This is a genomic window from Streptosporangium sp. NPDC002524, assembly GCF_040295985.1.
Classification (GTDB): domain Bacteria; phylum Actinomycetota; class Actinomycetes; order Streptosporangiales; family Streptosporangiaceae; genus Streptosporangium.
In genome coordinates, this window is sequence record NZ_JBEOWK010000016.1 from 194997 (window position 1) to 219788 (window position 24792).

23 protein-coding genes are annotated in these 24792 nt (G+C 70.9%); 13 read left to right on the forward strand and 10 right to left on the reverse strand.

Annotated elements, in window-relative coordinates; translation table 11 throughout:
• The first annotated feature begins 17 nt into the window (after window positions 1-17).
• The 5 genes from ABT053_RS27090 to ABT053_RS27110 all read left to right on the forward strand — a co-directional run bounded on the left by ABT053_RS27090 (window position 18) and on the right by ABT053_RS27110 (window position 3661).
• On the forward strand, window positions 18-776 hold the full coding sequence (locus tag ABT053_RS27090; RefSeq protein WP_350972479.1) for an IclR family transcriptional regulator: 759 nt from the start codon (window positions 18-20) through the stop codon (window positions 774-776).
• 111 nt (window positions 777-887) lie between these two features.
• Window positions 888-1601, forward strand: coding sequence for a dienelactone hydrolase family protein (locus tag ABT053_RS27095; protein ID WP_350972480.1), 714 nt, complete (start codon window positions 888-890; stop codon window positions 1599-1601).
• Window positions 1602-1858: 257 nt separating this feature from the next.
• Entirely contained in the window at window positions 1859-2401 is a 543-nt protein-coding gene (locus ABT053_RS27100; protein ID WP_350972482.1) for a VanZ family protein, read from the forward strand.
• A 150-nt stretch (window positions 2402-2551) separates the two neighbouring features.
• On the forward strand, window positions 2552-3304 hold the full coding sequence (locus ABT053_RS27105) for a GntR family transcriptional regulator (RefSeq protein WP_350972483.1): 753 nt from the start codon (window positions 2552-2554) through the stop codon (window positions 3302-3304).
• A 126-nt stretch (window positions 3305-3430) separates the two neighbouring features.
• The gene (locus ABT053_RS27110) at window positions 3431-3661 is read left to right on the forward strand and encodes a hypothetical protein (protein ID WP_344744038.1); all 231 of its coding nucleotides are present in this window, start codon (window positions 3431-3433) and stop codon (window positions 3659-3661) included.
• Between the two features lie 445 nt (window positions 3662-4106).
• Here ABT053_RS27110 and ABT053_RS27115 read toward each other — a convergent pair whose 3' ends face one another.
• Window positions 4107-5426, reverse strand: a complete 1320-nt coding sequence (locus ABT053_RS27115; RefSeq protein WP_350972485.1) for a hypothetical protein — start codon at window positions 5424-5426, stop codon at window positions 4107-4109.
• A gap of 140 nt (window positions 5427-5566) precedes the next feature.
• On the opposite strand from ABT053_RS27115, the gene ABT053_RS27120 reads away from it, so the two are divergent.
• Together ABT053_RS27120 and ABT053_RS27125 are read left to right on the forward strand one after the other, a co-directional pair.
• Window positions 5567-6109 carry a gamma carbonic anhydrase family protein gene (locus ABT053_RS27120; RefSeq protein WP_350972487.1) on the forward strand — a complete coding sequence of 181 codons (543 nt, stop codon included), beginning with the start codon at window positions 5567-5569 and terminating at the stop codon, window positions 6107-6109.
• 247 nt (window positions 6110-6356) lie between these two features.
• Entirely contained in the window at window positions 6357-7700 is a 1344-nt protein-coding gene (locus ABT053_RS27125) for a hypothetical protein (protein ID WP_350972489.1), read from the forward strand.
• A gap of 485 nt (window positions 7701-8185) precedes the next feature.
• Here the strand turns inward: ABT053_RS27125 and ABT053_RS27130 are convergent, their stop codons facing one another.
• The 6 genes from ABT053_RS27130 to ABT053_RS27155 form a co-directional block, all read right to left on the reverse strand.
• A complete protein-coding gene (locus ABT053_RS27130) occupies window positions 8186-8467 on the reverse strand; it encodes a metal-sensitive transcriptional regulator (RefSeq protein WP_031157959.1) in 282 nt (93 codons plus the stop codon).
• A gap of 18 nt (window positions 8468-8485) precedes the next feature.
• On the reverse strand, window positions 8486-9571 hold the full coding sequence (locus ABT053_RS27135; RefSeq protein ID WP_350972492.1) for a glycosyltransferase: 1086 nt from the start codon (window positions 9569-9571) through the stop codon (window positions 8486-8488).
• Window positions 9568-10362, reverse strand: coding sequence for a hypothetical protein (locus tag ABT053_RS27140; RefSeq protein ID WP_350972573.1), 795 nt, complete (start codon window positions 10360-10362; stop codon window positions 9568-9570). Before ABT053_RS27140 ends, ABT053_RS27135 begins: the two co-directional genes overlap by 4 nt.
• 168 nt (window positions 10363-10530) lie before the next feature.
• Window positions 10531-12681, reverse strand: coding sequence for a (Fe-S)-binding protein (locus ABT053_RS27145; RefSeq protein WP_350972494.1), 2151 nt, complete (start codon window positions 12679-12681; stop codon window positions 10531-10533).
• Between the two features lie 199 nt (window positions 12682-12880).
• Window positions 12881-13591, reverse strand: coding sequence for a TetR/AcrR family transcriptional regulator (locus ABT053_RS27150; RefSeq protein WP_350972495.1), 711 nt, complete (start codon window positions 13589-13591; stop codon window positions 12881-12883).
• Window positions 13588-14397, reverse strand: coding sequence for a sugar phosphate isomerase/epimerase family protein (locus tag ABT053_RS27155; RefSeq protein ID WP_350972497.1), 810 nt, complete (start codon window positions 14395-14397; stop codon window positions 13588-13590). The genes ABT053_RS27150 and ABT053_RS27155 overlap by 4 nt, the downstream gene beginning before the upstream one ends.
• A 162-nt stretch (window positions 14398-14559) precedes the next feature.
• Between ABT053_RS27155 and ABT053_RS27160 the strand changes: the two genes are divergently transcribed.
• From ABT053_RS27160 to disA, 5 genes are all read left to right on the forward strand, one after another.
• On the forward strand, window positions 14560-15258 hold the full coding sequence (locus ABT053_RS27160; protein WP_350972498.1) for a class I SAM-dependent methyltransferase: 699 nt from the start codon (window positions 14560-14562) through the stop codon (window positions 15256-15258).
• 94 nt (window positions 15259-15352) lie between these two features.
• Window positions 15353-15733, forward strand: coding sequence for a MerR family transcriptional regulator (locus tag ABT053_RS27165; protein ID WP_350972500.1), 381 nt, complete (start codon window positions 15353-15355; stop codon window positions 15731-15733).
• A complete protein-coding gene (gene trxA, locus ABT053_RS27170; protein ID WP_350972502.1) occupies window positions 15730-16044 on the forward strand; it encodes a thioredoxin in 315 nt (104 codons plus the stop codon). Before ABT053_RS27165 ends, trxA begins: the two co-directional genes overlap by 4 nt.
• A gap of 80 nt (window positions 16045-16124) precedes the next feature.
• Complete coding sequence (gene radA, locus ABT053_RS27175; RefSeq protein ID WP_350972504.1) at window positions 16125-17528, forward strand: DNA repair protein RadA; 1404 nt, start codon at window positions 16125-16127, stop codon at window positions 17526-17528.
• A 228-nt stretch (window positions 17529-17756) separates the two neighbouring features.
• On the forward strand, window positions 17757-18842 hold the full coding sequence (gene disA, locus ABT053_RS27180; protein ID WP_350972506.1) for a DNA integrity scanning diadenylate cyclase DisA: 1086 nt from the start codon (window positions 17757-17759) through the stop codon (window positions 18840-18842).
• A gap of 28 nt (window positions 18843-18870) precedes the next feature.
• On the opposite strand, the gene ABT053_RS27185 is transcribed toward disA, so the two are convergent.
• Window positions 18871-19542 (reverse strand): hypothetical protein, encoded by a 672-nt coding sequence (locus tag ABT053_RS27185; RefSeq protein WP_350972508.1) that lies wholly within the window; start codon window positions 19540-19542, stop codon window positions 18871-18873.
• Between the two features lie 143 nt (window positions 19543-19685).
• Between ABT053_RS27185 and ABT053_RS27190 the strand changes: the two genes are divergently transcribed.
• Window positions 19686-20561 carry an HhH-GPD family protein gene (locus ABT053_RS27190; protein WP_350972510.1) on the forward strand — a complete coding sequence of 292 codons (876 nt, stop codon included), beginning with the start codon at window positions 19686-19688 and terminating at the stop codon, window positions 20559-20561.
• 266 nt (window positions 20562-20827) lie between these two features.
• Here the strand turns inward: ABT053_RS27190 and ABT053_RS27195 are convergent, their stop codons facing one another.
• Together ABT053_RS27195 and ABT053_RS27200 are read right to left on the reverse strand one after the other, a co-directional pair.
• Window positions 20828-21778: a TIM barrel protein gene (locus ABT053_RS27195; protein ID WP_350972511.1), complete on the reverse strand. Its 951-nt coding sequence runs from the start codon at window positions 21776-21778 to the stop codon at window positions 20828-20830.
• A gap of 377 nt (window positions 21779-22155) precedes the next feature.
• A complete protein-coding gene (locus ABT053_RS27200; RefSeq protein WP_344744009.1) occupies window positions 22156-24663 on the reverse strand; it encodes an ATP-dependent Clp protease ATP-binding subunit in 2508 nt (835 codons plus the stop codon).
• Between the last annotated feature and the right edge of the window lie 129 nt (window positions 24664-24792).

Below are 24792 nucleotides of genomic sequence, written 5' to 3' on the forward strand. Positions count from 1 at the left end.
GTGGCCCATAGGCAAGAATGCGTTCCGTGAAACGGAACCCCGACCGGCTGTCCGTGCTGGAGAAATCCTGGCTCGTGCTGGACGCGTTCCGTCCCACGGGAGGACCGCTGCGGCTGGCCGACGTCGCCGAGCGCTGCCACCTGCCCAAGACCACCGCCTTCCGGCTGCTCACCGAGCTGACCTCGATCGGCGCGATCACCCGCCGCCCGGACGGCTACTACCTAGGCCGCCGCCTCTTCGAGCTCGGGAGCATCGTGCCCCTGGAGCGCGACCTGAGACACGCGGCGCTGCCCTTCATGCACGACCTTTACGAGGCGACCCACGAGACCGTCCACCTGGGCGTACGCGACGGCCTCGACGTCGTCTACGTCGAGAAGATCCGCGGCCAGGAGACCTTCGCGCTGCCCTCGCGCGTCGGCGGGCGCCTCCCGCTGACCTGCACCGGGATCGGCAAGGCCCTGCTGGCCTACTCGGGGCCCGACCTGATCGACGAGGTCCTCGGCCGCCCGCTGCGCCGGTTGACCCCGCACTCGATCGTCGACCCCCGGCGCCTGGAGGAGGCCATCGGCCAGATCCAGGCGGCGGGGCTGGCCTACGAGCGGGAGGAGGCCCAGCTGGGCGGCGCGTGCATCGCGGCCCCGGTGTTCGGCGACGGCGTGGCCGTGGCCGCGCTGTCCGTCTCGGTGCCGCTCGCCCGCTTCCAGCCCACCCGGCTCGCCCCGGCCGTCAAGGCCGCCGCGCTGGGCATCTCCCGCGCCCTGGCCAGGACCATCTGACGGGCAGGACGTGTACCCGCTCGCACATCTGTCCGCGTTCGACGGGTATGCGACTCACTGCCCGCTCGTCTCAACCACCCGCCCGTCGCCATATGCCAGCAGGAGGAACACGTGGAAGCTCGCACCGAGACGGTCACCGTCGCCGACGGCTCGTTCGACCTGCACCTGTGGCTGCCCCCGTCCGGCCGGGGACCGGTCGTCCTGCTGGTCCAGGAGATCTACGGGGTGGGGCCGTACATCAGGAAGGTGGCCGAGGACCTGGCGGCGCTCGGGTACGTCGTCGGCGCCCCCGACCTGTTCTGGCGGATCCGGCCCAACTGGGTGTCCGACCACGACGACGCCGGGACGAACCTGTCGGTCGAGATGGTCTCCACGTTCGACGTCCCCCACGGGGTGGCCGACTCGGCCGTGGCCCTGACGCACCTGCGGGGGCTGCCCGAGGCGGAGGGCGGGGCTGGGGTGGTCGGGTTCTGCCTGGGCGGCTCGATCGGCTACCTGCTCGCGGCCACGGTCGAGGTGGACGCGGTCCTGTCGTTCTACGGATCCTCCGTACCCGACGCGGCGGGCATGTTGGAGAAGATCACCTGCCCGCTGCTGCTCGTGTTCGGCGGCTCCGACCCCTACATCCCGCGAGAGCGGGTCTCCGTGGTGGAGAAGGCCGCGGCCGGGCGGCCGAACGTCGAGGTGTACGTCGCCGAGGAGGCCGGGCACGCCTTCCACAACCACGAGGCCCCGCAGTTCCACGACCCGGAGGCCGCGCGGGCCGCCTGGGACCGGGCCGTGCACTTCCTGGGACGCAACCTCGCCCCGGCCTCCCTCCCCTGAGATCCCCGTCCTGGAGACGCCGTGTCCGCGACGGCTCACCCTCGGCCCGGAGATGCTTTGTCCGCGACGGCTCACCTCCGGCCCTCGCCCCCGGGAGGACGCGCCGGACGGCCCCTCCCTCGCGCCCGCCTCCCCGCGCCCGGACGCCTTCCCGGCGCCGCCGAGGATGAGAACGGCCCTTACTCGAAGGTCACCTTCTCGTACCCGTGGAGGCCGCCGGGTGGGCCTCCGCGCGCCGCATCGTTGATCATTGCCTCATGCACCAGGCGTGGCAGCAGTGGGGGAACATCGTTCTGGCGGCCTTCCTGGCGGTCCCCGCGGCCGTCGTGGCCGTCCGCCTGCTGACCCTGCGCCGCACCCGCGCCGGCCACCCCTTTCCCGCGCGCACCGCCCTGGCCGACGTGGTCGCGGTGGCCGGGACGGCGCCCTGGATCTGGATGATCCTCACCCCCGGTGCGGGGGTCTCGGGCGTCAGCCTCGTCCCGTTCGCGGACCTGTGGGCGACTCTCAACGGGCCGGGACAGGCGGCGTTCGTGCAGGTCGGAGGCAACCTTCTCGTCTTCGCCGCGCTCGGTGCCATGCTTCCGGTCCGTTCGGCGCGGTTCGCCTCACCCGCCCGGATCGCGGCCGTCGCGGCCGGGGCGTCGCTCACCGTGGAGGTCCTCCAGTACGCCCTGCGCCTGGGACGGGTGAGCTCCGTCGACGACGTGATCGTCAACGCGGCGGGGGCCGTGCTGGCCGCGCTCGTCACGCGCCGGTGGTGGGCCGTCCGAATACCGGCCGGGACCGTTCCACGGTAACGGACCGGAGAAACTCTTTAAGATCGCCACACGGGCACGATCCTCCCAAAAGAAGCACGATACCAACCTCCGTATCTGTGCGATCGTGGACAAGGCGGGGCAAGTTCTCTGGAGACGCCAAACCCGGTTGGTGACAGAGGGTGATCGAACGTGCAGCAGTCCCCGGTACCTCCCGAGCCCCCGATCTATCGGCGCATCGCCGACGGGCTTCGCGAAGCGATCCTGTCCGGCGATCTCCGAGACGGGGATCGGCTTCCGGGCGAGAACGCCCTGATGGCGAGGCACGGCATAGCCCGCGCCACCGCCAGGCAGGCACTGTCCGTACTAATCAACGAAGGACTGGCCGTCCCCAAACGCGGCTCGGGGGTGTACGTCAGGCAGTTCCGCCCCATCAGGCGGCACGGCTCCCGGCGGCTCTCCCGTGACCAGTGGGGACGCGGTGAGGCCATCTGGGACTCCGACACCAGGGGGCGCCCCTACACCGTGGACGAGGTGTACATCGACCGGGAGACCGCCGAGGACGCCGTCGCCCGGGTGCTGGGCGGCCCCGAGGTGTGGGTCCGCAGGCGGCGCTACTCGGTGGACGAGCGGCCGGTGCAGCTGTCGGTCTCCCACTTTCCCGCCGCCCTGGTGGAGGGAACCGCGATCACGAGAGAGGACACGGGCCCGGGGGGCGTCTACGCGCGCCTCGGCGAACTCGGCCACGCCCCGGCGCACTTCACCGAGGAGATCAAGGCCCGCATGCCCCATCCCCACGAGACCGTCCAGCTTGACCTGCCCGCGGGCACCCCGGTCATCGTGATCGCCCGGGTCGCCCGCACCGCCGACGGCGTCGCCGTCGAGGTCAACGAGATGATCCTCGACGCCGCCTCTTACGTACTTCAGTACGACTTCGACTCATAGATCAAGGCCATCCGTCAACCGATAGGTTGACCTGTCCCCCGCGATCATTGATTTCTCTAGAGAAGTGCCTCACCGTCAGAGGTGGAACGTCGCAAAGGCGGGCCTGGGCGCGGGGAAGGTGCACAGATGTCTTTCGACCGACATCTCGCTGAAATCGCCCGGGAGTTCCCCGACTGGACGATCTGGCGGAGCGACGCGGGCAGGTGGTGGGCCACCCGCCACCACCCGCTGACCTCCGCCCAGCGTGACGTCGGCTGCGCGATGACCATCGACGCGGACGATCCGGAAGGGCTGCGCGAGCAGCTACTCGACCAACGGGAACGTTCCGGCGACACGGAGCCGAGAGCGGACACCTGAAGACCGCCCGGTGCCGGGATGAGCGGATCCGATGCGGTCCCGGCGCCGGGCCCCCAATCGCGGAAGTCCCCGACCCTATCGGGGGCGGGGGCTTCCGCTTGGTCTCCGCACCACTTCCACCGGTCGCCGGACCACTCCCGCTCGATCTCCGGACGGCTCCCGCCGATCTCCGGGCCACTCCCGCGATCTCGAGGGCCGCGCCCATCACCTCTAGGACCGCTCCCGCCGATCCGCGGGACCACGCCCATCGCCCCTCGGGCCGCTCCTGTCGATCTCCGGGGTCACGCCCATCACCTCTAGGACCGCTCCCGCCGATCCGCGGGACCGCGTCCATCGCCCCTCGGGCCGCTCCCGTCGAACGACCCCGGGTCCACTCCGCCACCCGTGACGCGCGACGTCTCCACGGCCGCACGAACCCGCTTCACGGTCTCCGGGGGCGGATCCCCTACTTCCTCCTGGGGGCGGCGTACTTCTCCTCGTCCTTACCGGCCTTGCCGGCCTTCTCCGTGGCCGGGCCAAGGTCGGTGTCGGTGTCGAGGGCGGTGGTGTCGTCGTACGCCTCGGCACGCGCCTCACCGGAACGGTCGCGCCGCTCGGCCGCGCTCTTGGCGGGGGCCTCGTCGTCCACGATCACGCGTACGGACTCCAGGTCGGCCGAGCCGTCGTAGCCGGTGTCCCGCGTGTCCTCGGACCCGGACCGCGGGGCGTGCCCGGCCTGTCCCGACGGCGTCTCCGCGCCGTCAGGCGCGGCGGGTGCGCCCTGGACGTCGCCGGGAGCCTCGGTGGAGCCGGAGGCGGAGCCGGGAGTGGGAGCGGGGGTGGAGTCGGAGGGGGAAGCGGGGGCGGGATCGGCGGCCGGGGTGACCGGGGCGGCCAGCGCGGGCTGGACCCGGGCCGGGGGCAGCACGGAGTTCTCGTCGACCAGCGGTCCGGCCGCGCCCTCGCGGTGGAGCAGGTCCCCCAGGACGGCGCCCATCTCGTGCAGGCGGCGCATGACCTCGTGGTGGGTGTCGGTGAGGTAGACGACCCGGCGGCCGGTGGTCTCGTCCAGGGCGGCGGCGCGCTGCTGGGCCGTCGACAGCGTGGAGTGCGCGTCGGTGTTGGCGGCGAGGACGGTCGCCTCCGCCTCGGCGCTGGCGGCGCTCAGCGTGGAGTCGGCCTCGGCGCGGGCCTCCTGGACCGTCCGCTCGGCCTCGCTCCTCGCCGAGGTGACCATCCGGTCGGCCTCGGTGCGGGCGCCGCGCAGGGTCTCCTCGGACTCGGCACGGGCCGCGTTGAGCGTCTCCTCGGCGTCGTTGCCGGCCTGGGCGAGCATCTGCTCGGCGGCGGCGGTGGCCTCGGCGACCCGGCGCTCGGCCTCCTGCTGCGCGGCGTTCAGGATGCCCTCGGCCCGGTCGCGCGCGGAGGTGATCAGCCGCTCGGCCTCCGCGGCCGCGTCGTCGCGGAGCTTGATCGCCTCCGCCTCGGCGACCTGCTTCTTGGAGGTGGCCTCCTCCTCGCCCAGTTTCAGGATCTGGCTCAGCCTCTGGCCGAGCTCGTCGTAGTCCTGCGGGGCGTCGGAGAGCCTCCTGCGGGCCTCGGCCAGCTCGACCCGGCCCTGCTCGGCCTGGTCGATCGCGCGCCCGAGCCGCTCCTCCAGGTCGCGGATCTGGTGGCGGTGGCGGTCCATGTAGTCGTGAACCTGACGACGGCTGTAGCCGCGCATGACGACCTCGAACGAGTCCTCATGCATCAGGTCGGGAAAGCTCTCGTGCTGGTTTGTCATGGCACTGCCCGTGGAGGTCGTGTGGCGGGAAAGGAGACGTCAGGAGACGACTTTCCTGCTTACTGCCCAAGTCCGCAACCGGAACGCCCGACCTGCTTGCGGAAATACCGGGCAGATCGCCCCCTCGTACCATCATCCTCATGAACGCCACGCCCTACATCGCCGCCCTTGACGGCGACGCGGTCCCCCGGATCCATCCGGACGCCTACATCGCCCCCGGAGCGGTGGTCGTCGGGAGGGTACGGCTGGGCCGCGCCGCGAACGTCTGGTACGGCTCGGTCCTGCGCGGAGACGACGAGGACGTCGAGGTCGGGGAGGAGTGCAACATCCAGGACCTGTGCTGCCTGCACTCCGACCCCGGCGAGCCGGCCGTGCTGGAGCCCCGGGTGAGCCTCGGCCACAAGGCCATGGTGCACGGGGCCCACGTGGAGACCGGCGCGCTCGTGGGCATCGGCGCGATCGTGCTCGGCGGCGCCAGGATCGGCGCGGGATCGCTGATCGCGGCGGGCGCCCTGGTGGGCCCCGGCAAGCGGATCCCGGCGGGGGTGCTCGTCGCGGGCGTCCCCGGGAAGATCGTCCGTGAGCTCACCGACGACGACCGCGACTCGTTCGCCCGCACACCGGACGGCTACATCGCCAAGGCGGCCCGCCACCGGGCCGCGACCGCGCTCCCTCCGGCCTGAAGGCCCCGGACGACCGGACGTCCGGAAACTCGGAAGATCCAGAAGCTCCGGACGCCCAGGTGCCCGGACGTTTTCGGGTTTCCCGGCCCCGGGCCGCACCGGACGCGCCCCGACGCGTCGGCGGGGAGGGCCTTACGATCGTGCCAGGCCCCATCGGGGGATCGCGGGGCCTGCACGACCTTGACCGAAGGGAGGCAGGGGCATCCCGCCCGTGGCGCAGGCCAGGGGACATCGCCCCGGAATGCCGATGACCGGCGCGTGGCAGTGGGACGGGTTCGACGCCATCGAGAACGACGTGCGGACCATGGTCGCCGACCACCGGTGGGTTGCGCTGCCGCCGCTCGCGCGCGCCCAGGCCATCGCGCGGCGCACGCTGGGCACCCCGGACGGCGGGCGCTGGCTGTTCGGCGCCCACGCCCGGTGGTACCGCCAGGATCCCGCCGACGGCCGCTGGTACCTGACCGCTCCCCCCGCCGACCGCGGCTTCCGCGCCGCGGCGCACGTGGTCGACGTCACCTCGATGATCATGCCGCACCTGGTGCCGTCCGGTGCCGACCTCGTCGCCGACCGGGGGTCGGTCCAGGGGTTCGTCGGCCCCGACGTGCCGTACGAGATCACCGAGCGGGTCCGCGAGCTGGTGATCGCCCAGCGCGGCAGGCGCAGGGAGGACTTCCCGATCACCGGGCCGTTCGCCGAGCTCTTCGCCAGGGAGGTGGCCAGTCCCGTCGCCGCGATCTGGGGCACGCTCATGTGGTGCGCCTACGCCCCGGCCTTCGACGGCAACGAGGTGCTGCTGTCGATGTTCGGGGAGTTCCTGGCCCGCCCGCTGCCCGGTGACGAGTGGGTCCGCTGGCTGCCGCCCACCTCGCTGGACGACCTGGTCGCGCTGTACGGCGAGCGGGTCAGGGCCGGGCACCCCGAGGCGGGCCTGCGGCTGGTCGCGCTGATGGCCGACACCGCCGCCGTGGTGCGCGAGGACCCGAGGTTCAGGCCGAGGGCCGACGCCCTGCTGTCCATGGTCGAGCCGCTGCTCCGCCGGGCCTGCCAGGACCCCGCCGTGGCCCACCGGGGGGACGAGGCCCTGCGGCACGCGTGGCTCTCGCGCTGCCCGTCCCACCTGACGCTGCCCGACAGCTCGCCCGGGGAGTACTTCCAGCACGCGGTCTACGACCTGGTCCAGGCGCTGGGCTTCCTCGCCCCGATGGGCGCCGACCCCAGGGCGGTGGCCGCCTCGCTGCTCGCCGCCGACCTGTCGGGCGTCGCGCCCAGGGCGGCCGACGCCCTCTACCCGTGGCTGGACCCCGAGCTGCGGCACATCCTCCACGTGGTGCTCACCGACGCCTCGCACCCGCTGCGGGGGTGCTGGCCGCGTTCGGGGGAGCTGCCCTCGGCGCTCCACCCGCCGGACCGGGCCGCGGCGGCGGCCCTGCTCGGCGCCGCCTACGCCACCGGGCTCGCGTGGTGCCGCCTCACGGGGACCGAGATACCGGAGCGCGGGTTCGCGACGGCCTCCGCGGTGGTGCACCGGCTCACGCACGAGCGCGACGATCCCGTCCCCGGCGTATCGGGAACGTACCCCCGTCACTTCTGACACGCGTCGGTATACCTAAACCACAAATACAGTTATTTCATCCTTACTCTCCCTATATCCTTCTACCCCCCTACGCATCAGACAATTAGCTGAATTGTGATCTCCTAAACGGGAAATGATCCTCCTTGAGGATGTGACGGGCGGGGCGAGGAATGGTCCCGATGGGCCATGGGCACCGATGACCGCCCGCCGTAACCTCGAAGTGGGTGTGGGCTGCGGAAGGAAGGACGACGCGGTGGGGCACGACGACCTGGACTCTAGGGTCCACGACCGTGTCGCGTTGGACGAGATCGCGCTCTATGCCGAGGTGCTGTCCGCCGTCGCGATCAGCGAACGGCCCCTCACCTTGGTGGAGCTCGACAACGCGCTCGGATTGAGTGCTTCGGCTGTTTGCTGAGGCCTCGGGAAGAACCGTTTCCAAGACCTGGTCCCGGACCCTCCAACGGGGTCCGGGACGTGGTCGGAAAAGATAGTCATGTGACTAGTCACGAACGGACGAGACGGGCGATCGCGGCCGAGGCCTCCTTCACCTTCTCCTCCGCCTCCGGCCCCCCGGTGCTGATGGCGTCGGCGACGCAGTGCCCGATGTGGTCCTCTAGCAGGCCGAGCGCCACCGCCTGGAGCGCCCGCGTGGCGGCCGAGACCTGGGTCAGCACGTCGATGCAGTAGGCATCCTCTTCGACCATCCGCTGCAGGCCCCTGATCTGCCCCTCGATGCGCCGCAACCGGGTCAGATAAGCCTGCTTGTCACCGCTGTACCCATGCATGTCCCAACGGTACCGGTGTCAGGCGCGATGGGACGCGGCCGCGATCAGTTTCTCCCAGCGGTCGGCCACCGAGGCCGCGCCGTGGCCCGCCGCGACCTCCAGGGCGCCCGCGGCCAGCTCCCTGCGCCGCCGCTCGTCGTCGATGAGCGCGAGCAGCGCGGACGCGTACGCCTCGATCTCGTCCTCCCCCTCGGGCCCCTCGGGGACCAGCACCCCGTTCCGACCGTCGGCCACGAACTCGCCCGGCCCCCGGGGGCCGTCGAACGCGATCACCGGCACCCCGCTGGCCATCGCCTCGATCACGGTCATCCCGAGCACCTCCGTCCTGGAGGTCGTCGCCACGATCGACGCCTTGGCGAACTCGCCGGTCAGGTCGGAGGTCGTCCCCATGAAGTAGACGTGGTTGTGCAGGTCCAGGTCGCCGACGAGGGCGCGCAGGCGTTTCTCCTCGGGACCCCCGCCGTACAGCCGCAGCCGCCAGTCGGGGCGCTTGCCCGCGACGACGGCGAACGCGCGGATCAGCCGGTCGTGGGCCTTCACCGGCACCAGGCGCCCGCCCGCGGCGACGATGCGGTTGTCCATCCGCGAGCGCGGCCACGGCCCGGCGGGCAGCGCGTCCGGGATCGTGGTCACCTGGACGTTCCCCTCCAGCAGCCGGTCCCACTCCTCCCGGCTCGTCTCGGTGGCGGCGGCGACCGCGTCCAGGCGCGGGTAGAACTTCCTGATCGGCCCCGGCACCGGCGGCCGGCCCCACTCGCGGGCGATCCGCGTGACGTCGCGCGGCGCGTGCCTGGCCACCTGGACGCTCAGCCCCGGCCGGGTGCTGATCAGCACGTCGGCCCGCAGCCCGCGCAGCCGCCGCCAGAGGGCGACCTCGGTGCGCATCTGGCCCCGCGGAAGCAGGTATCTGACCCCGGGCTGGGCGTCGACCACCCAGGAGAGCCTCACGCCGGACGCCACCGGGAAGAACGGTTTCTCCCGGTGGCGGCGGACGCTGATGATCTCGACCTCGTGATGTCGTGCCAGCTCCCCCGCGAGGTTGACGATCGAGCGGACGTCACCGCGCATGCCGTAGACGGAGGGGGTGAGCAGGCAGATCCTCACCCGCCGACCTCGATCCTGAGCTCGTCGTCCGCCGTGTAGCAGGGCCGGATCGGCACGCCGTCGATCCGCGCGGCGGGGTAGTGCAGGCGGCGGCGTTTGCCGTCGACGTCGTCCAGCCGGGAGCCCAGGCGGAGCGGCGTGGCCACGCCGCGCACCTCCAGCGAGGGCTCCCAGGTGCCGGTCTGGTCGGGGGCGGCGGCGAGCACGTCGCACAGCGAGAGCGCGGCGTGGAAGCGCACACCCTGGACCGTTGCAACGGAGGTCAGCTCCGCGTCGGGCCGGCTGCGGCGCAGGGCGAGCCTCGCCTCGTGCCGCGCCTCGTCGTCGTCGAGGCCGGTGAAGGCGAGCAGCCCGGTGACCTCGAAGCGACCCTCCCTGAACCAGACGGAACGGACCTCGGCCGCCGGCCGGGCGTCGTCGACCTTCAGGGCGAGGAAACCGTTGCGGGTCCGGTAGGCGCGGTAGGCCAGGGTGCGGCGGCTCAGCGCGTACGCGTCGAGGTGGTCGAGGGAGAATCCGGGATCGACGCTGCGCAGCCGCGTGCGCGCCGCGCCCTGTTGCAGGTAGGTGTCCCAGCGGCCGGGACCGAGTTCGAGCGGCGCGAGCGAGACCGCCAGCTCCGCCTCGCGCACCTGTGCGTCCGGCGTGCCCAGCGGCACCCGGCTCTCGACCGTGGTGGCCCGGTTACGCAGGACCAGTTCGGTGCCGTCGGCCAGAGGTTCGTCGACGGCCAGCCGAAGTGAGAGAACATCGGCCAGGGTAACCTCGGCATCGCTGACGACGACGGGCATCGTCAAGCCCCCTCCCCGTTGAATGAGCTACGCGACGTTGAGGTTACCGTGATTTTCCCGTTATGTGGAGAAAGGTTTTCGGACCTGACATCCTTTTCCCGATGACTTGACCATATGTCAGAGGGAACATCGGGAAGATGTCCCCTCCGAGCGGTTGTCGGCCGGATGTCAGGACGCCTCGACGGGCTGGCCCTTGATCGATTTGATCAGCAGCTGGGAGACGTCGACGACCTCCAGCGTCTCCTTGGCCTCTCCCGTGTTCTTCTTCTCGTTGATCGAGTCACCGAGCATGACCAGGCAGAACGGGCACGCCGTGGAGATGGTGTCCGGCTCGGTGGTCAGCGCCTCGTCCACCCGCTCGGTGTTGATGCGCTTGCCGAGCCGCTCCTCCATCCACATCCGCGCGCCGCCCGCGCCGCAACAGAAGCCGCGGTCCTTGTGGCGGTGCATCTCCTGGGTCTTCACCCCGGGCACCTTGGCCATGATGTCGCGGGGCTGGGAGTAAACCTTGTTGTGGCGTCCGAGGAAGCACGGGTCGTGGTAAGTGATCTTCTCCTCGATCGGCGTGACCGGGACCAGCTTGCCCTCGTCCACGAGCTTGGCGAGCAGCTGGGTGTGGTGCACCACCTCGTAGGTGCCGCCGAGCTGGGGATACTCGTTGGCGAGGGTGTTGAAGCAGTGCGGGCAGGTCGCGACGATCTTCTTGACCCCGGCCTCGTTGAGGGTCTCGATGTTCTGCTTGGCCAGCATGTCGAAGAGATACTCCATGCCCAGGCGGCGGGCCGGGTCGCCGGTGCACGCCTCCATCGGGCCGAGCACCGCGAACTTGACGCCCGCGACGTGCAGCAGCTCCGCGACCGCCTTGGTGGTCTTCTTCGCCCGGTCCTCCAGGGCTCCCGCGCAACCGACCCAGAAGAGATATTCGACATCTTCGCCCATTTTGTCATCGATGAGCGTGACCTCGATGGGGTCGACCTCGCGTCCGGCCAGCTCCTCGATCCAGTCGGCCCGCTTCGTCTCGGACATCCCCCACGGGTTGCCCTTGTTCTCCAGGTTCTTGACCATGACGCCGGCCTCGGACGGGAAGTTGGACTCCACCATCGCCTGGTAGCGGCGCATGTCGAGGATGTGGTCGATGTGCTCGATGTCGACCGGGCACTGCTCGACGCAGGCGCCGCAGTTGGTGCAGGACCACAGCACGTCGGGGTGGATGACGCCGTCCTCGCCGACCAGCGGCTTCTCCAGCAGGGCCAGCACGTCCTCGTGGAAGCCCGCCCGCTCCTCCTGGGTGGCCGTCAGGTACGGCGCGACCTTGAAGGCGTGGTCGCGCTGCTCCAGGATCAGCATCTTCGGCGAGAGCGGCTTGTCGGTGTTCCAGGCCGGGCACTGGTCCTGGCAGCGTCCGCACTCGGTGCAGGTGTAGAAGTCGAGGAAGCCCTTCCAGGTGGTGTCCTCGATCTTGCCCCGGCCGAGCCGGTCGCCGTCGAGCTCCTCGTCCTCGAAGTCGACGAGCTTGCCGTCGATCCGCATCGGCTGGGCCGCGCCGTTGCCGTCGGGACGCCGGGAGAACGCCACGTTCAGCGGCGCGGTGAAGATGTGCAGGTGCTTGGAGTTCACCACGATCACGAGGAACACCAGCATGACGCCGATGTGCAGGAGCAGCCCGACGTGTTCGAGCGCCTCGTTGGCCGAGGCCCCCAGCGGGCGCAGCAGGGCCGCGGCCGCGTCGGAGGCGAACGCCCCCGAGGCGTAGGGCAGGTTGCCGGTGTTGGCCGCCGCGCCGCGGAAGAGCAGCATCGTCCAGATCACGTTGAAGATCATGAAGAGGACGAGCCAGGCGCCGCCGAGGTGCGACCCGGAGAAGCGGGACCTGCGGCCCAGCTTCTTCGGCGAGTTCCTGATCCTGATGATCGCGAAGGCGAGGAGGCCGAGCAGGGCCGCGACCGCGATGAAGTCCTGCAGGAAGCCCAGGACCGCCCACGTCCCGACCAGCGGGATGTGGAAGTCGGGGGTGCCGGTGACGGCCCCCTGGATCAGCGCGCCGTACGCCTCCAGATAGACGGTCGCCAGGATGAGGAACGCCCACATGACGAAGAAGTGCGCGACGCCCGACGCCGTCCACTTCAGCAGCTTCCGCTGCCCGAGGACCTCGACCAGCTGGGCCTTGATCTCCTCACCCAGGTGGCTCCTGGCGTACGCGACGCGTTCGGGCGCGGCGGGCCCGACGGTGGCGAGCTTGTACAGGAACAACACGCGGCGCGCGGCAAGCGCGACCGCGACGGCTGTCATGACCAGCCCGATGATCGCTACCCAGAGCACGGGTCCTCCCACAGACGGCGTTGGCTGCCAGCGTACGACCGCCGGTCATCCACGATGACAAGAGGTCTCCACGAATCCTACCGACGAGTAACTTCGCTTCGTACCGGGGCCCGTGGCGACCGTGGTCACCCTATGGTCAACACCGTTCCCAGAACAATGCTCTGTACGCCTCCGAAGCACATCGGAGTGACCGGGGAGGCTACCGGGAAGGGCTGATATAGCCCTGGATCGTGGGTGTGAGCAGTTTCACCAGGTCCTCGAAGCCCGCCGAGGCCAGCGGCTCCAGCTTGAGGACGTAGCGCACCAGCACCACGCCGAACATCTGCGCGAAAGCCGCCTCCATCCGGATCGGCGGGACGTCCAGAGCCTCCGCGACCCGGCCGAGGAGCGCCCCGGTCATGAACTCGCGGATCGTGACCACCATCTGCTCGTTGGTCATCGCGGTGCGGATCAGCGCCAGCAACGGCTGGCGCGCCCCCTCCTCCGCGACGATCGTCAGGATGAGCCGGACCAGCCGCTCCGCGGCCTCCTCGCGAGGCACCGACGTGATCGCCGAGAGGACGATGTCGGGGGTGATCGGCAGGTTCATCGCCTCGACGAACATCCCCTCCTTGCCGGAGAAGTAGTGGTGGACCAGCGCCGGGTCCACCCCCGCCTGGCGGGCGATGCCCCGGATGGTCGCCTTGTCGAACCCCTTCTCCGCGAAGGTCTCGCGCGCCGCCGCGAGGATCTGGCCCCGCGTGTCGGCCGACCCCGGCCTGCGCCCCGGCCGCCTCCTCGCCTCCGCGACGGGCCCGGCCCCGTTCCCGGACGCGGCCTCGTTCTCGGACGCGGGCCCGTTCCCGGGCGCGGGCTCACTCCCGGACGTCGGCCCGTTCCCGGACGGGGTCTTCGCGGAGGGCTCGCTCATGCGGGGGTGGAGGCCGCGAGGTGCAGCCGGGCGAAGGCGAGCGCCTCCGCGAGGTCGTCGATCCGCTCGGAGCGGCTGGCCGCCTTGCGCGTGTTGATCTCCAGCACGACCAGCCCGGAGTATCCGTTGCCCGCCATCCGCTCCAGGATCGGCGCGCACGGCTGGCCGCCCCGCCCGGGAACCAGGTGCTCGTCCTTGTTGGGCACCCCCAGGCCGTCGGCCAGGTGCAGGTGGGCGAGCCGGTCGCCGAGCTTGGTGAACATCTCCAGGGCGTCGGACCCGGACACCGCCGTGTGCGACAGGTCCAGCGTGACCTGCGGGAAGTCGTAGTCGACCGGGTTCCAGTCGGGCGAGTAGGGGACGACCTCGTTGCCCCTGGCCTTCAGCGGGAACATGTTCTCCACCGCGAAGACCACGTCGGTCTCGTCACGCATCCTGGCGAGGCCGATCTCGAAGTCGCGCGCGTAGTCGCGCTGCCAGCGGAACGGGGGATGCACCACGACCGTCCTGGCGCCGACCCGCTCGGCGGCGCGCTGCGCGCGCTGGAGCTTGGCCCACGGGTCCTTGCCCCACACGCGCTGCGTCACCAGCAGGCACGGCGCGTGGATGGCCAGGATCGGCAGCTGGTAGTGGTCCGACAGCCGCTCCAGGACGTCGACGTCCTGGCTCACGGGGTCGGCCCCCACCATGATCTCCACGCCGTCGTACCCCAGGCGCGCGGCCAGCTCGAAGGCGTCGGGAGTGCGCTCGGGATACACCGACGCTGTGGACAGCGCGATCTTCGCGCTGGATACACGGACGCTCATACCGCTTCCTCGTCTCCGGCTCGGAGCGCACACTCGCGAACACCGCCGGGCCGACCGGCCCACTCGCTCAAGTCGCTCACCTTTGCCAGCCTAAGCGGGTCCGGAGAGCAGTGCTGTCCGCCACCACCGACGCGTCCCAGATCACACCATTACGGTGAGGGCATGCCGAGGTTCTTGAGGGGCGCCATCCCCAGCCCCAACATCTGGAACACCCCACAGACCTACGAACTGGAGAACCGGGCGGTGGACCCCGAGGGGCGCGCCGAGGCCGCGATGTCGGCCATCCGGTCCTGGACCGGGGCGACGGTCCTCGACATCGGCTGCGGCACCGGCTACCACCTGCCCGCCCTCGCCGCCACCGCCACCCGCGTGATCGGCGCGGAGCCGCACGAGGACCTCGTCCGGCTGGCCAGGCGCCGCTGCCGCGCCCTGCCGAACGTCGAGATCCACGCCGCCACCGCCCAGGCCCTCCCGCTGCCCGACGCCTCCGTGGACGTGGCCATCGCCCGCTGGGCCTACTTCTTCGGCCCCGGATGCGAGCCCGGCCTGGCCGAGCTGTCCCGGGTGACGCGGCGCGGCGGCGCGGCCTTCGTGATCGACATCGACACCACCCGCGGCGCCTTCGGCCGGTGGTTCGGCCAGTCCATCCCCGCCTACTCGGCCAGGTCCGTCGAGAGCTTCTGGAACCGCCAGGGCTGGCAGACGAGCAGGCTCGACCTGCGCATGTCCTTCGAGCGCCGCGCCGACCTGGAGGCGGTGCTGCGCATCGAGTTCACCCCCACGGTCGCCGACCAGGCCATCGCCGAGACCCCCGGCCTGGAGATCGCCTACCCCAACCTGCTGCGCTGGAAGCTGTTCTGACCCTCCCGCGGACCCGGCCGGCGGGGAACAACGGGACGGGGCTTGACCTTGACGTTGATGTCAAGGTTTATCGTCGTCTCGTGGGGAGGGCCGGATGCGGATCGGTGAGCTGGCGCGGCGGGCGGGTGTCAGCACCCGGGCGCTGCGCTACTACGAGCAGCAGGGGCTGATCACGGCCCGGCGCTCGTCCAACGGCTACCGGGAGTACGGGGAGGCGGATCTCAGGCTCGTCTCCGAGATCCGCTCGCTGCTCGCCGTCGGGTTCACCCTGGACGACGCCCGCCCGTTCGTGGACTGCCTCCGGGCCGGGCACGACTCCGGGGGGTCGTGCCCGGAGTCCGTGGCCGTCTACCAGCGCAAGCTGGCGGAGATCGACGACGAGATCCGCACGCTTCTCACCCGGAGGGCGGAGGTGGCGGCCCAGCTGACCACGGCCTGCCCAGGATGCGTACTGAGGAAAGTGGGAGAGTCATGATCACATTGACCGCGGAGAACTTCGACGAGCAGGTGCTGCGGAGCGACAAGCCCGTCCTGGTCGACTTCTGGGCCGAGTGGTGCGGGCCGTGCAAGATGATCGCGCCGGTCCTGGCGGAGATCGAGTCCGAGTACGGCGACCGCGTCACGATCGCCAAGCTCAACGCCGACGACTACCCCGAGATCACGGCGAGGTACGGCGTCCTCGGCCTGCCGACGCTCAACCTCTACAAGGACGGCGAAGTGGTGCAGCAGATCAAGGGCGCCAAGCCCAAGCGCCTGCTCCTGGCCGACCTCGAAGGCCACATCTGACGGGAAACGCGCCTCCCCCCACCCGGTACGACATCCCGTACCGGGTGAAAGTTGTCGGGCCCTGCCGGTAACGTGCGGCCATGGCGAAGAAGGCTGGTGGCTACCGCTGTGCCGAGTGCGGGTGGCAGACGGCCAAGTGGGTGGGGCGCTGCGGCGAGTGCCAGGCCTGGGGCACGGTCGAGGAGGAGACGGCGGCCGCGGGGGCGCGCGTGGCCTCCGCCGGGGCGGTGTCGGCGCCCGCGGTGCCGATCGGCCAGGTCAAGGCCGAGGTGGCGCACGCGCGCGGCACCGGGGTGCCCGAGCTCGACCGCGTCCTCGGTGGCGGCCTGGTCCCCGGAGCCGTCGTGCTGCTCGCCGGCGAGCCCGGCATCGGCAAGTCGACCCTCCTGCTGGAGGCGGCGGCCAAGATCGCCCGGCAGCAGACGGTCCTCTACATCACGGGCGAGGAGTCGGCCGCCCAGGTGCGGATCAGGGCCGACCGCATCGGCGCGATCCAGGACCGCCTCTACCTGGCGGCCGAGACCGACCTGGGCGCGCTGGTCTCGCACGTCGAGAAGGTCCAGCCCGACCTGCTCATCGTCGACTCGGTGCAGACGATCGGCTCCGCCCAGGCGACCGGCGTCCCGGGCGGGGTGACCCAGGTCAGGGAGGTCGCGGGAAACCTGGTGCGGCTGGCCAAGGAGCGCGGCATGGCCACCGTGCTGGTCGGCCACGTCACCAAGGAGGGCTCGATCGCCGGCCCCCGGACCCTGGAGCACCTGGTCGACGTCGTGCTCCACTTCGAGGGCGACCGGCACTCCCGGCTCCGCCTGGTCCGCGCGATCAAGAACCGGTACGGCCCGGTCGACGAGGTCGGCTGCTTCGATCTTCACGAGAGCGGCATCGAGGGCATCGCCGACGCCAGCGGCCTGTTCGTCTCCCACCGCACCGACCCGGTGCCCGGCACGTGCGTCACGGTCACCCTGGAGGGCACCCGGCCGCTGCCGGCCGAGGTCCAGGCGCTCGTCGCCAGGACCGAGGCCCAGCAGCCGCGCCGCTCCTCCTCGGGGCTCGACACCTACCGGGTGACGATGGTCCTCGCCGTCCTGGAGCGGCGGCTCAACGCCAAGCTGGGCGGGTGCGACGTCTTCACCGCCACCGTCGGGGGGATCAAGCTCAGCGATCCCGCGGTCGACCTGTCGGTGATGCTCGCGGTCGCCAGCGCGGCCGGCGACAAGGCGCTCCCCTCCGGCCTGGTGGTGCTCGGCGAGGTGGGCCTGGCGGGAGAGCTGCGCCCGGTGCGCGACGTGCGGCGCCGCCTGTCGGAGGCCGCCCGGCTCGGCTTCACCCGGGCGCTCGTCCCCGCGGGCTCCCTCGACACCGGCAAGAAGCGCAACGGCGACCACTCCCTGGTCCCCGTCGCCGGGCGCGGCGCGCCCTTCGCGCCCGGATTCGACGTCGTCGAGGCGGAGAACGTCTGGGATGCCCTCACCCACGTCACCTGAGCCGCCGCCCGCTCCCGCCCCCGAGGCCGTCACAGGCGCCCGTACGGGCACATGGAGCGGCCTCGCGGCCCGCGACCGCGCGTCAGGGCATGATGCGAGAGACGGCCGGCGGGCTCCTCGCGGTGCGGCGCGTCACGGGAGCCGCACGGCGCGTGGCATCCACCGATTCCGGGCCGCGCGGGGCCTTCGCCGGTAAGCTGAGCGTTATACGCAGACCACGGGGGTCATGTGGCAGCAACCTACAAAGGGCTCGACGAACGCCGCAGGGCCGTCCTGGCCGCGGTCGCACCGGGCACCGCCCTGCGCGACGGGCTGGAGCGCATTCTCCGCGGGCACACGGGTGGCCTGATCGTGCTGGGATACGACGGCACGGTCGAGGAGATCTGCAGCGGCGGCTTCGAGCTGGACGTCGAGTTCTCCGCGACACGGCTGCGGGAGCTGGCCAAGATGGACGGCGCCATCGTCCTCAACGCCGGCGACCTCAGGATCGTGCGGGCGGCGGTGCACCTGATGCCCGATCCGTCCATTCCCACCGACGAGTCCGGCACCCGGCACCGCACCGCCCAGCGCGTGGCCCTGCAGACGTCGCTGCCGGTCATCTCCCTCAGCAAGTCCATGCGGATCATCGCTCTTTACCTCGAGGGCATCCGCTACGTGGTGGAGGAGTCGGCGGTCATCCTGTCCAAGTCCAACCAGGCCCTGGCCACGCTGGAGCGCTACAAGCTCCGCCTGGACGAGGTCTCCGGCACGCTCTCCGCGCTGGAGATCGAGGACCTGGTGACGGTCCGCGACATCGCGGTGGTCGCCCAGCGGCTGGAGATGGTCAGGCGCATCTCCGAGGAGATCGCGGGTTACGTGGTCGAGCTCGGCACCGACGGCCGGCTGCTCTCCCTGCAGCTGGACGAGCTCGTGGCCGGCACGGAGAGCGACCGCGAGCTGATCGTGCGCGACTACCTGCCCGTGGCGGGCCGCCGGCCGCGCAAGTTCGCCGAGGCGCTGCACGAGCTCGACCAGCTCTCCTCCGCCGAGCTGCTCGACCTCTCGGTCGTCGCCCAGATCCTCGGCCACTCGGGCAACGACGCCCTGGAGACCCCGGTGAGCCCCCGGGGCTACCGCCTGCTGGCCAAGGTCCCGCGCCTGCCCAACACGGTGGTCGACCGTCTCGTCGACCAGTTCGCCAGCCTGCAGAAGCTCCTGGCGGCCAGCATCGGCGAGCTCCAGGAGGTGGGCGGGGTGGGCGAGGCCAGGGCCCGCCACATCCGCGAGGGCCTGTCCCGGCTGGCGGAGTCGTCCATCCTGGAACGCTACGTCTGAGGCCCCGCCCTGCGGGGCCCCTCGGCGGTCACCGGAGGTGGAAGACGGCTTTGCGGCTTCTCAGGCCCGGGGCGTGGACCACCGCGACGTAGGTGCCGGGCAGGGCGGCCGCGCGGTCGGCGGTGCAGTCGTCGCCGGACCGGCGCCGGTCCCACACCAGCTCCCTGACGTACGGGATGCCGCGGTCGAGCTCGCGGACGTCGGCGGCCTCGCCGCTGACGCAGTCGGAGGACGACCACACGCGGTCGTCGCCGGAGGTGATGCGCACCTCCATCGCGCGCGGCCCCACGTCGGTGGTGCACATCACCTTGCCGACGTTGACGAGGGTGAGGGTGAACCGGGGCCGGATGCCCGCCGGGTAGACCGTTCCCTGGCCCTCCATGCTCAGCACGAGCTGCGGGGAGACGCAGGCCTCGCCGGGCCGCCTCGGCCTGGCGGACGCCCTGGCCGTCCCCGGCGAGGGCGTCGGGCTCGCGGTCGGCGAGGGGATGAGCGTCACGGTCGGCAGGACGGCCACCAGCGGGTCCGGCGACTCCTGGCGGGCGGCCGAGTTCCGCTCCCTGACGTCGTCCGGCCCGCTCGTCGACGAGCAGGCCCACGCCACGACGGCGACCACCACGAGCACACCGACGAGCGCGGCCATCCGACGCCGCCAGTAGACGTCGGCTCCGATATCGCTACGGAACGTGTCGGGATCCATACGCTCAGTATGGTTAGTCCTCGCGGGCCACAGCAGCCGACCCGCCGCTTCCGGCCTGTTTCGGCCTCCGGACACGCGACCCCGGCGGGCGGAGGCGGGTGAAGGCAGGCCGAGGGGCCCCGGGGCCGCACTATCGTCGAAAGGTGCCCGAGCCGAACCGCTTACTCGACCCCATCCTCGACTGGTACGCCGCCAACGCCCGCGACCTTCCCTGGCGGACGCCCGGCGCCTCCCCCTGGTCGATCCTGGTCAGCGAGATCATGCTGCAGCAGACCCCGGTGGTCAGGGTGCTGCCCGTCTGGACCGAGTGGATGGAACGCTGGCCCACGCCCGCCTCGCTCGCCCGGGAGGCCCCCGGCGAGGCCGTACGCCACTGGGGCCGCCTCGGCTATCCCCGCCGGGCACTGAACCTGCACGCGTGCGCCCGCGCGATAACCGACCGGCACGGCGGCGAGGTCCCCGCGGAACACGACGCCCTGCTGGCGCTCCCCGGCGTCGGCGAGTACACCGCCGCCGCGGTCGCCAGCTTCGCCTTCCAGGGCCGCCACGCGGTTCTCGACACCAACGTGCGGCGGGTCCTGGCGCGGGCCGTCAGCGGCCAGGAGTACCCGCCGAAGGCCACCACGCCCGCCGAGCGCAGGCTCGCCGCCTCGCTCCTCCCGGACGCCGAACGCGCCCCCGTCTGGGCGGTCGCGATCATGGAGCTGGGCGCCCTGGTCTGCACCGCACGCGCCGCCCGCTGCGCCGACTGCCCGATCAGCGACCTGTGCGCCTGGCGCCTGGCGGGCAAACCGGCCTACGACGGGCCTGCGCGCAAGGGCCAGACGTACGCGGGAACGGACCGCCAGTGCCGGGGCCGCCTCCTCGCGGTGCTGCGCCAGGCCCACGGCGCCGTGCCCAAGGAGGCTCTCGACGTGGTCTGGGACGACGCCCCGCAGCGCGAGCGCGCCCTCGACGGCCTGGTGACGGACGGCCTGGCCGAGGTCCTCGACGACGGCACGTACCGCCTTCCCGGCTGAGACTCCCGGGCTCGAACGGCAGGGCCCCGTCCCCTGCCGGGAGCGCGGACCACGAGCCGGGCGGGAGCGCGGGCCGCCTCGGAGCCGGGGCCACGGGTTGGATCAGGCCCCTGCCCGCGGAGCCGCCCGCGGTCGGCACGAACCTGCACGAACCTGCACGAACCGGGAACGAGGCCGCCGGGGCCTTTCCCGTCGAGGCCTCCGTACACGACGGGAAAGGCTCCCGCCGCCGCGCCGCGGGACCGGCGGACCGGCGGGCGCGGGGGTCAGGCGGCGAGACGCAGGCCGAGGGCGGTGAGGCTGGTGCGCGCCCAGTCGAGCTCTTCGGCGATCATGTTGACCAGGGCGCCGGGGCCCCTGGTCCTCAGCGGCACGGCCAGGTCGTGGGTCTCCACCTCGATGTGCGCGGTGCCGTTCACCGCGCCGGAGAGCATCGCGGTGAGGGTGTCCTCCAGCACCGGCCGGGTGCTGGGCAGCTCCTGGCAGGCGGCGGCCATGTGGTTGTGCACGTGGCCGAGCTTCACGACCGGGGCTCCGGTGTCGGCCAGGCCGCGCAGGGCCGCTCCGGGCTCCTCAGAGCCGCCCGCGAGGTAACAGGCGTCGAGGCAGATCCCGAGGTGCTCGGAGTCGATGCCGCCCACCCGGTCGAGGGCCTGCTTGGTGGTCTCCAGCACGCATCCGGGCCACGGCTCGAAACCGACCCTGATCGTCTTGCCGGTGACGCTGTACAGCCCGCGCAGCTCGCGGGCGAGGCGCTCCAGCCGTCGCGAGGCGATCGAGTGCAGGTCGGCGGGCCAGTCGCGGCGCCAGCCGATGGGGATGGTGGAGATGCTTCCGAAACGAACGTCTTGCGGGAGCAGGAAGGCCAGGATCTTGGCCAGGGCCATCGTGTAGCGGTAGCGCTCGGGCTTGGCCCAGTCGGGGCCGGGGACCTCCTGGTTCCTGCCGCCGGTGCCGTTGAGGCTGACGACCTCCAGGCCGCGCTCCTCCAGGGAGCGGCGCAGGCGCACCAGCTCGATCCTGTCGGCGGTGAGATGGTCGGCGACGCTCGGGGAGAGCCAGAGGCCGACCCCCATGCGCTCCACGCCGAGGCGCTTGCGCACCGGCACGGCGTACCGGGTCAGGTGCGCGATGAGGTTCTCCAGATCCTCGGCGGGGTGCACACCCGCGTTGTAGGCCAGGTGAACGAGCGTCCCGTCCTCGTGCCGCAAACGCATGTGTGCCTCCAAGGCGTACTTTTCCGTGTGAGCGTCCCCGATGGCTCCGTGCCGGTCGTCGAGGGCGGCGTGAGCCGGAGCTCTCCCCGTGAGGAGCTCGACCCGGTCGTCCGAAGCATCCCGCGCGGGCACCGACCTCCGCGTCACTCCCGGAGCTGATTCCTCGGTACGTCGCTGGGCTGACCTCGATACCGCCCTCACCGCAGTTCGTACAACATTGAGATCATCTGGGTGAGATCAACCGAACTCGCTCTACAGAGTGTAGTACTACCTGTCGTGGCGAGATACCGTCTTTGGTAACAAATAAGCAGACCCCGCCGTGAGTCTCCTCACGGCGGGGTCTGCTCCCTGCCTGATCAGGCCATGCCTGGTCTTTCCTAGTTCTGGATCGGCTCCGCGATGGCGGCGGCCGAGTCGGGAACCTGGTCGACCGGCGCGTTCTCACCGATGAAGGTGAACTTCGCGTTCTCGCCCTCGCCCTCGATGCCGATCTTCACGATCTGGCCGGGACGGAGCTCGCCGTACAGGATCTTCTCGGACAGGGTGTCCTCCAGCTCGCGCTGGATCGTGCGGCGGAGCGGGCGGGCGCCCATCACCGGGTCGTAGCCACGGTCGGCCAGCAGCTGCTTGGCCTCCTGCGTGAGCTCCATCCCCATGTCGCGGTCCTTCAGACGCAGGCCCACCTGGGCGAGCATCAGGTCGACGATGCGGATGATCTCCTTCGGCGTGAGCTGGTGGAAGACCACGATGTCGTCGACACGGTTGAGGAACTCCGGCCGGAAGTGCTGCTTGAGCTCCTCCTGGACCTTCGACTTCATCCGGTCGTAGTTGGACTCGGCGTCGTTGTTCTTCGCGAAGCCGACGCCCTGACCCTTGGAGATGTCGCGGGTGCCGAGGTTCGTCGTCATGATGATGACGGTGTTCTTGAAGTCGACCACCCGGCCCTGGGCGTCGGTCAGGCGACCGTCCTCCAGGATCTGCAGCAGCGAGTTGAAGATGTCGGGGTGGGCCTTCTCGATCTCGTCGAACAGGACGACCGAGAACGGCTTGCGCCGCACCTTCTCCGTCAGCTGCCCGCCCTCCTCGTACCCGACGTAGCCGGGAGGCGAGCCGAACAGGCGGGAGACGGTGTGCTTCTCCATGAACTCCGACATGTCCAGCATGATCAGCGCGTCCTCGTCCCCGAACAGGAACTCGGCCAGCGCCTTGGACAGCTCGGTCTTACCGACACCGGACGGGCCGGCGAAGATGAACGAGCCACCCGGACGGCGCGGGTCCTTCAGACCGGCGCGCGTACGGCGGATCGAGCGGGACAGACCCTTGATGGCGTCGTCCTGACCGATGATCCGCTTGTGCAGCTCGTCCTCCATGCGGAGCAGCCGCTGGGACTCCTCCTCGGTGAGCTTGAAGACCGGGATGCCGGTGGCGGTCGCCAGGACCTCGGCGATGAGCTCCTCGGTGACCTCGGCGACGACGTCCATGTCGCCGGCCTTCCACTCCTTCTCGCGGCGCTCGCGCTTGAGCTGGAGCTGCTTCTCCTGGTCACGCAGCGCGGCGGCCTTCTCGAAGTCCTGCGCGTCTATCGCGGACTCCTTGTCGCGCCGCACGTTGGCGATCTTCTCGTCGTACTCGCGGAGGTCCGGCGGCGCGGTCATGCGGCGGATGCGCATGCGCGAGCCGGCCTCGTCGATGAGGTCGATCGCCTTGTCGGGCAGGAACCGGTCGCTGATGTAGCGGTCGGCCAGCTGAGCGGCGGCCACCAGGGCGCCGTCGGTGATGGAGACGCGGTGGTGTGCCTCGTAGCGGTCGCGCAGGCCCTTGAGGATCTCGATCGTGTGGCTGAGGCTGGGCTCGGCCACCTGGATCGGCTGGAAGCGCCGCTCGAGCGCCGCGTCCTTCTCCAGGTGCTTGCGGTACTCGTCGAGGGTGGTGGCCCCGATGGTCTGCAGCTCGCCCCGGGCCAGCATCGGCTTCAGGATGCTCGCGGCGTCGATCGCCCCCTCGGCGGCACCCGCGCCGACGAGCGTGTGGAGCTCGTCGATGAACAGGATGATGTCGCCTCGGGTGCGGATCTCCTTGAGGACCTTCTTCAGCCGCTCCTCGAAGTCACCGCGGTAGCGGGAACCCGCCACCAGGGCGCCCAGGTCGAGGGTGTAGAGCTGCTTGTCCTTGAGCGTCTCCGGCACCTCGCCCTTGACGATCTTCTGGGACAGGCCCTCCACGACGGCGGTCTTGCCGACGCCGGGCTCGCCCACCAGGACCGGGTTGTTCTTGGTCCTGCGGGACAGGACCTGCATGACCCGCTCGATCTCCTTCTCCCGGCCGATGACCGGGTCGAGCTTGCCCTCGCGGGCGGCCTGGGTCAGGTTGCGGCCGAACTGGTCCAGCACAAGGGAGGTCGACGGTGCGGCCTCGGTCGGGCCGCCCGCGGCGGCCGGCTCCTTGCCCTGGTAGCCGTGGAGCAACTGGATGACCTGCTGCCGGACCCGGTTGAGATCGGCGCCCAGCTTCACCAGCACCTGGGCGGCGACGCCCTCGCCCTCACGGATGAGGCCGAGCAGGATGTGCTCGGTGCCGATGTAGTTGTGGCCTAGTTGCAGGGCTTCGCGGAGCGAAAGCTCAAGGACCTTCTTGGCACGCGGGGTGAACGGAATGTGCCCCGACGGCGCAGACTGACCCTGGCCGATGATCTCCTCGACCTGCTGACGCACACCTTCAAGACTGATGCCGAGGCTCTCCAGAGCCTTGGCGGCAACGCCTTCACCTTCATGGATCAAGCCAAGAAGAATGTGCTCCGTACCGATGTAGTTGTGGTTGAGCATCCGGGCCTCTTCTTGGGCCAGGACGACAACCCGCCGTGCGCGGTCGGTGAACCTCTCGAACATCTCGTCGCTCCTCACAGAGCGGTCAGGCAGGTCCGGGATATCCGAGCCCTGTCATCCCGCATGGTAGCCCCGACCCGGCGACCGCTCTATGCAGAAGACGTTCCCCGAGAGCAGGGCGTTCACCCTCCA

Excerpts from the sequence above, each read along its gene's own strand:
- ABT053_RS27090 (WP_350972479.1), top strand. The coding sequence starts at position 18 with ATGCGTTCCGTGAAACGGAACCCCGACCGGCTGTCCGTGCTGGAGAAA.
- ABT053_RS27100 (WP_350972482.1), top strand. The coding sequence starts at position 1,859 with ATGCACCAGGCGTGGCAGCAGTGGGGGAACATCGTTCTGGCGGCCTTC.
- ABT053_RS27110 (WP_344744038.1), top strand. The coding sequence starts at position 3,431 with ATGTCTTTCGACCGACATCTCGCTGAAATCGCCCGGGAGTTCCCCGAC.
- ABT053_RS27115 (WP_350972485.1), bottom strand. The coding sequence starts at position 5,426 with ATGACAAACCAGCACGAGAGCTTTCCCGACCTGATGCATGAGGACTCG.
- ABT053_RS27120 (WP_350972487.1), top strand. The coding sequence starts at position 5,567 with ATGAACGCCACGCCCTACATCGCCGCCCTTGACGGCGACGCGGTCCCC.
- ABT053_RS27125 (WP_350972489.1), top strand. The coding sequence starts at position 6,357 with ATGACCGGCGCGTGGCAGTGGGACGGGTTCGACGCCATCGAGAACGAC.
- ABT053_RS27130 (WP_031157959.1), bottom strand. The coding sequence starts at position 8,467 with ATGCATGGGTACAGCGGTGACAAGCAGGCTTATCTGACCCGGTTGCGG.
- ABT053_RS27140 (WP_350972573.1), bottom strand. The coding sequence starts at position 10,362 with ATGCCCGTCGTCGTCAGCGATGCCGAGGTTACCCTGGCCGATGTTCTC.
- ABT053_RS27150 (WP_350972495.1), bottom strand. The coding sequence starts at position 13,591 with ATGAGCGAGCCCTCCGCGAAGACCCCGTCCGGGAACGGGCCGACGTCC.
- ABT053_RS27155 (WP_350972497.1), bottom strand. The coding sequence starts at position 14,397 with ATGAGCGTCCGTGTATCCAGCGCGAAGATCGCGCTGTCCACAGCGTCG.
- ABT053_RS27160 (WP_350972498.1), top strand. The coding sequence starts at position 14,560 with ATGCCGAGGTTCTTGAGGGGCGCCATCCCCAGCCCCAACATCTGGAAC.
- ABT053_RS27165 (WP_350972500.1), top strand. The coding sequence starts at position 15,353 with ATGCGGATCGGTGAGCTGGCGCGGCGGGCGGGTGTCAGCACCCGGGCG.
- trxA (WP_350972502.1), top strand. The coding sequence starts at position 15,730 with ATGATCACATTGACCGCGGAGAACTTCGACGAGCAGGTGCTGCGGAGC.
- radA (WP_350972504.1), top strand. The coding sequence starts at position 16,125 with ATGGCGAAGAAGGCTGGTGGCTACCGCTGTGCCGAGTGCGGGTGGCAG.
- ABT053_RS27185 (WP_350972508.1), bottom strand. The coding sequence starts at position 19,542 with ATGGATCCCGACACGTTCCGTAGCGATATCGGAGCCGACGTCTACTGG.
- ABT053_RS27195 (WP_350972511.1), bottom strand. The coding sequence starts at position 21,778 with ATGCGTTTGCGGCACGAGGACGGGACGCTCGTTCACCTGGCCTACAAC.
- ABT053_RS27200 (WP_344744009.1), bottom strand. The coding sequence starts at position 24,663 with ATGTTCGAGAGGTTCACCGACCGCGCACGGCGGGTTGTCGTCCTGGCC.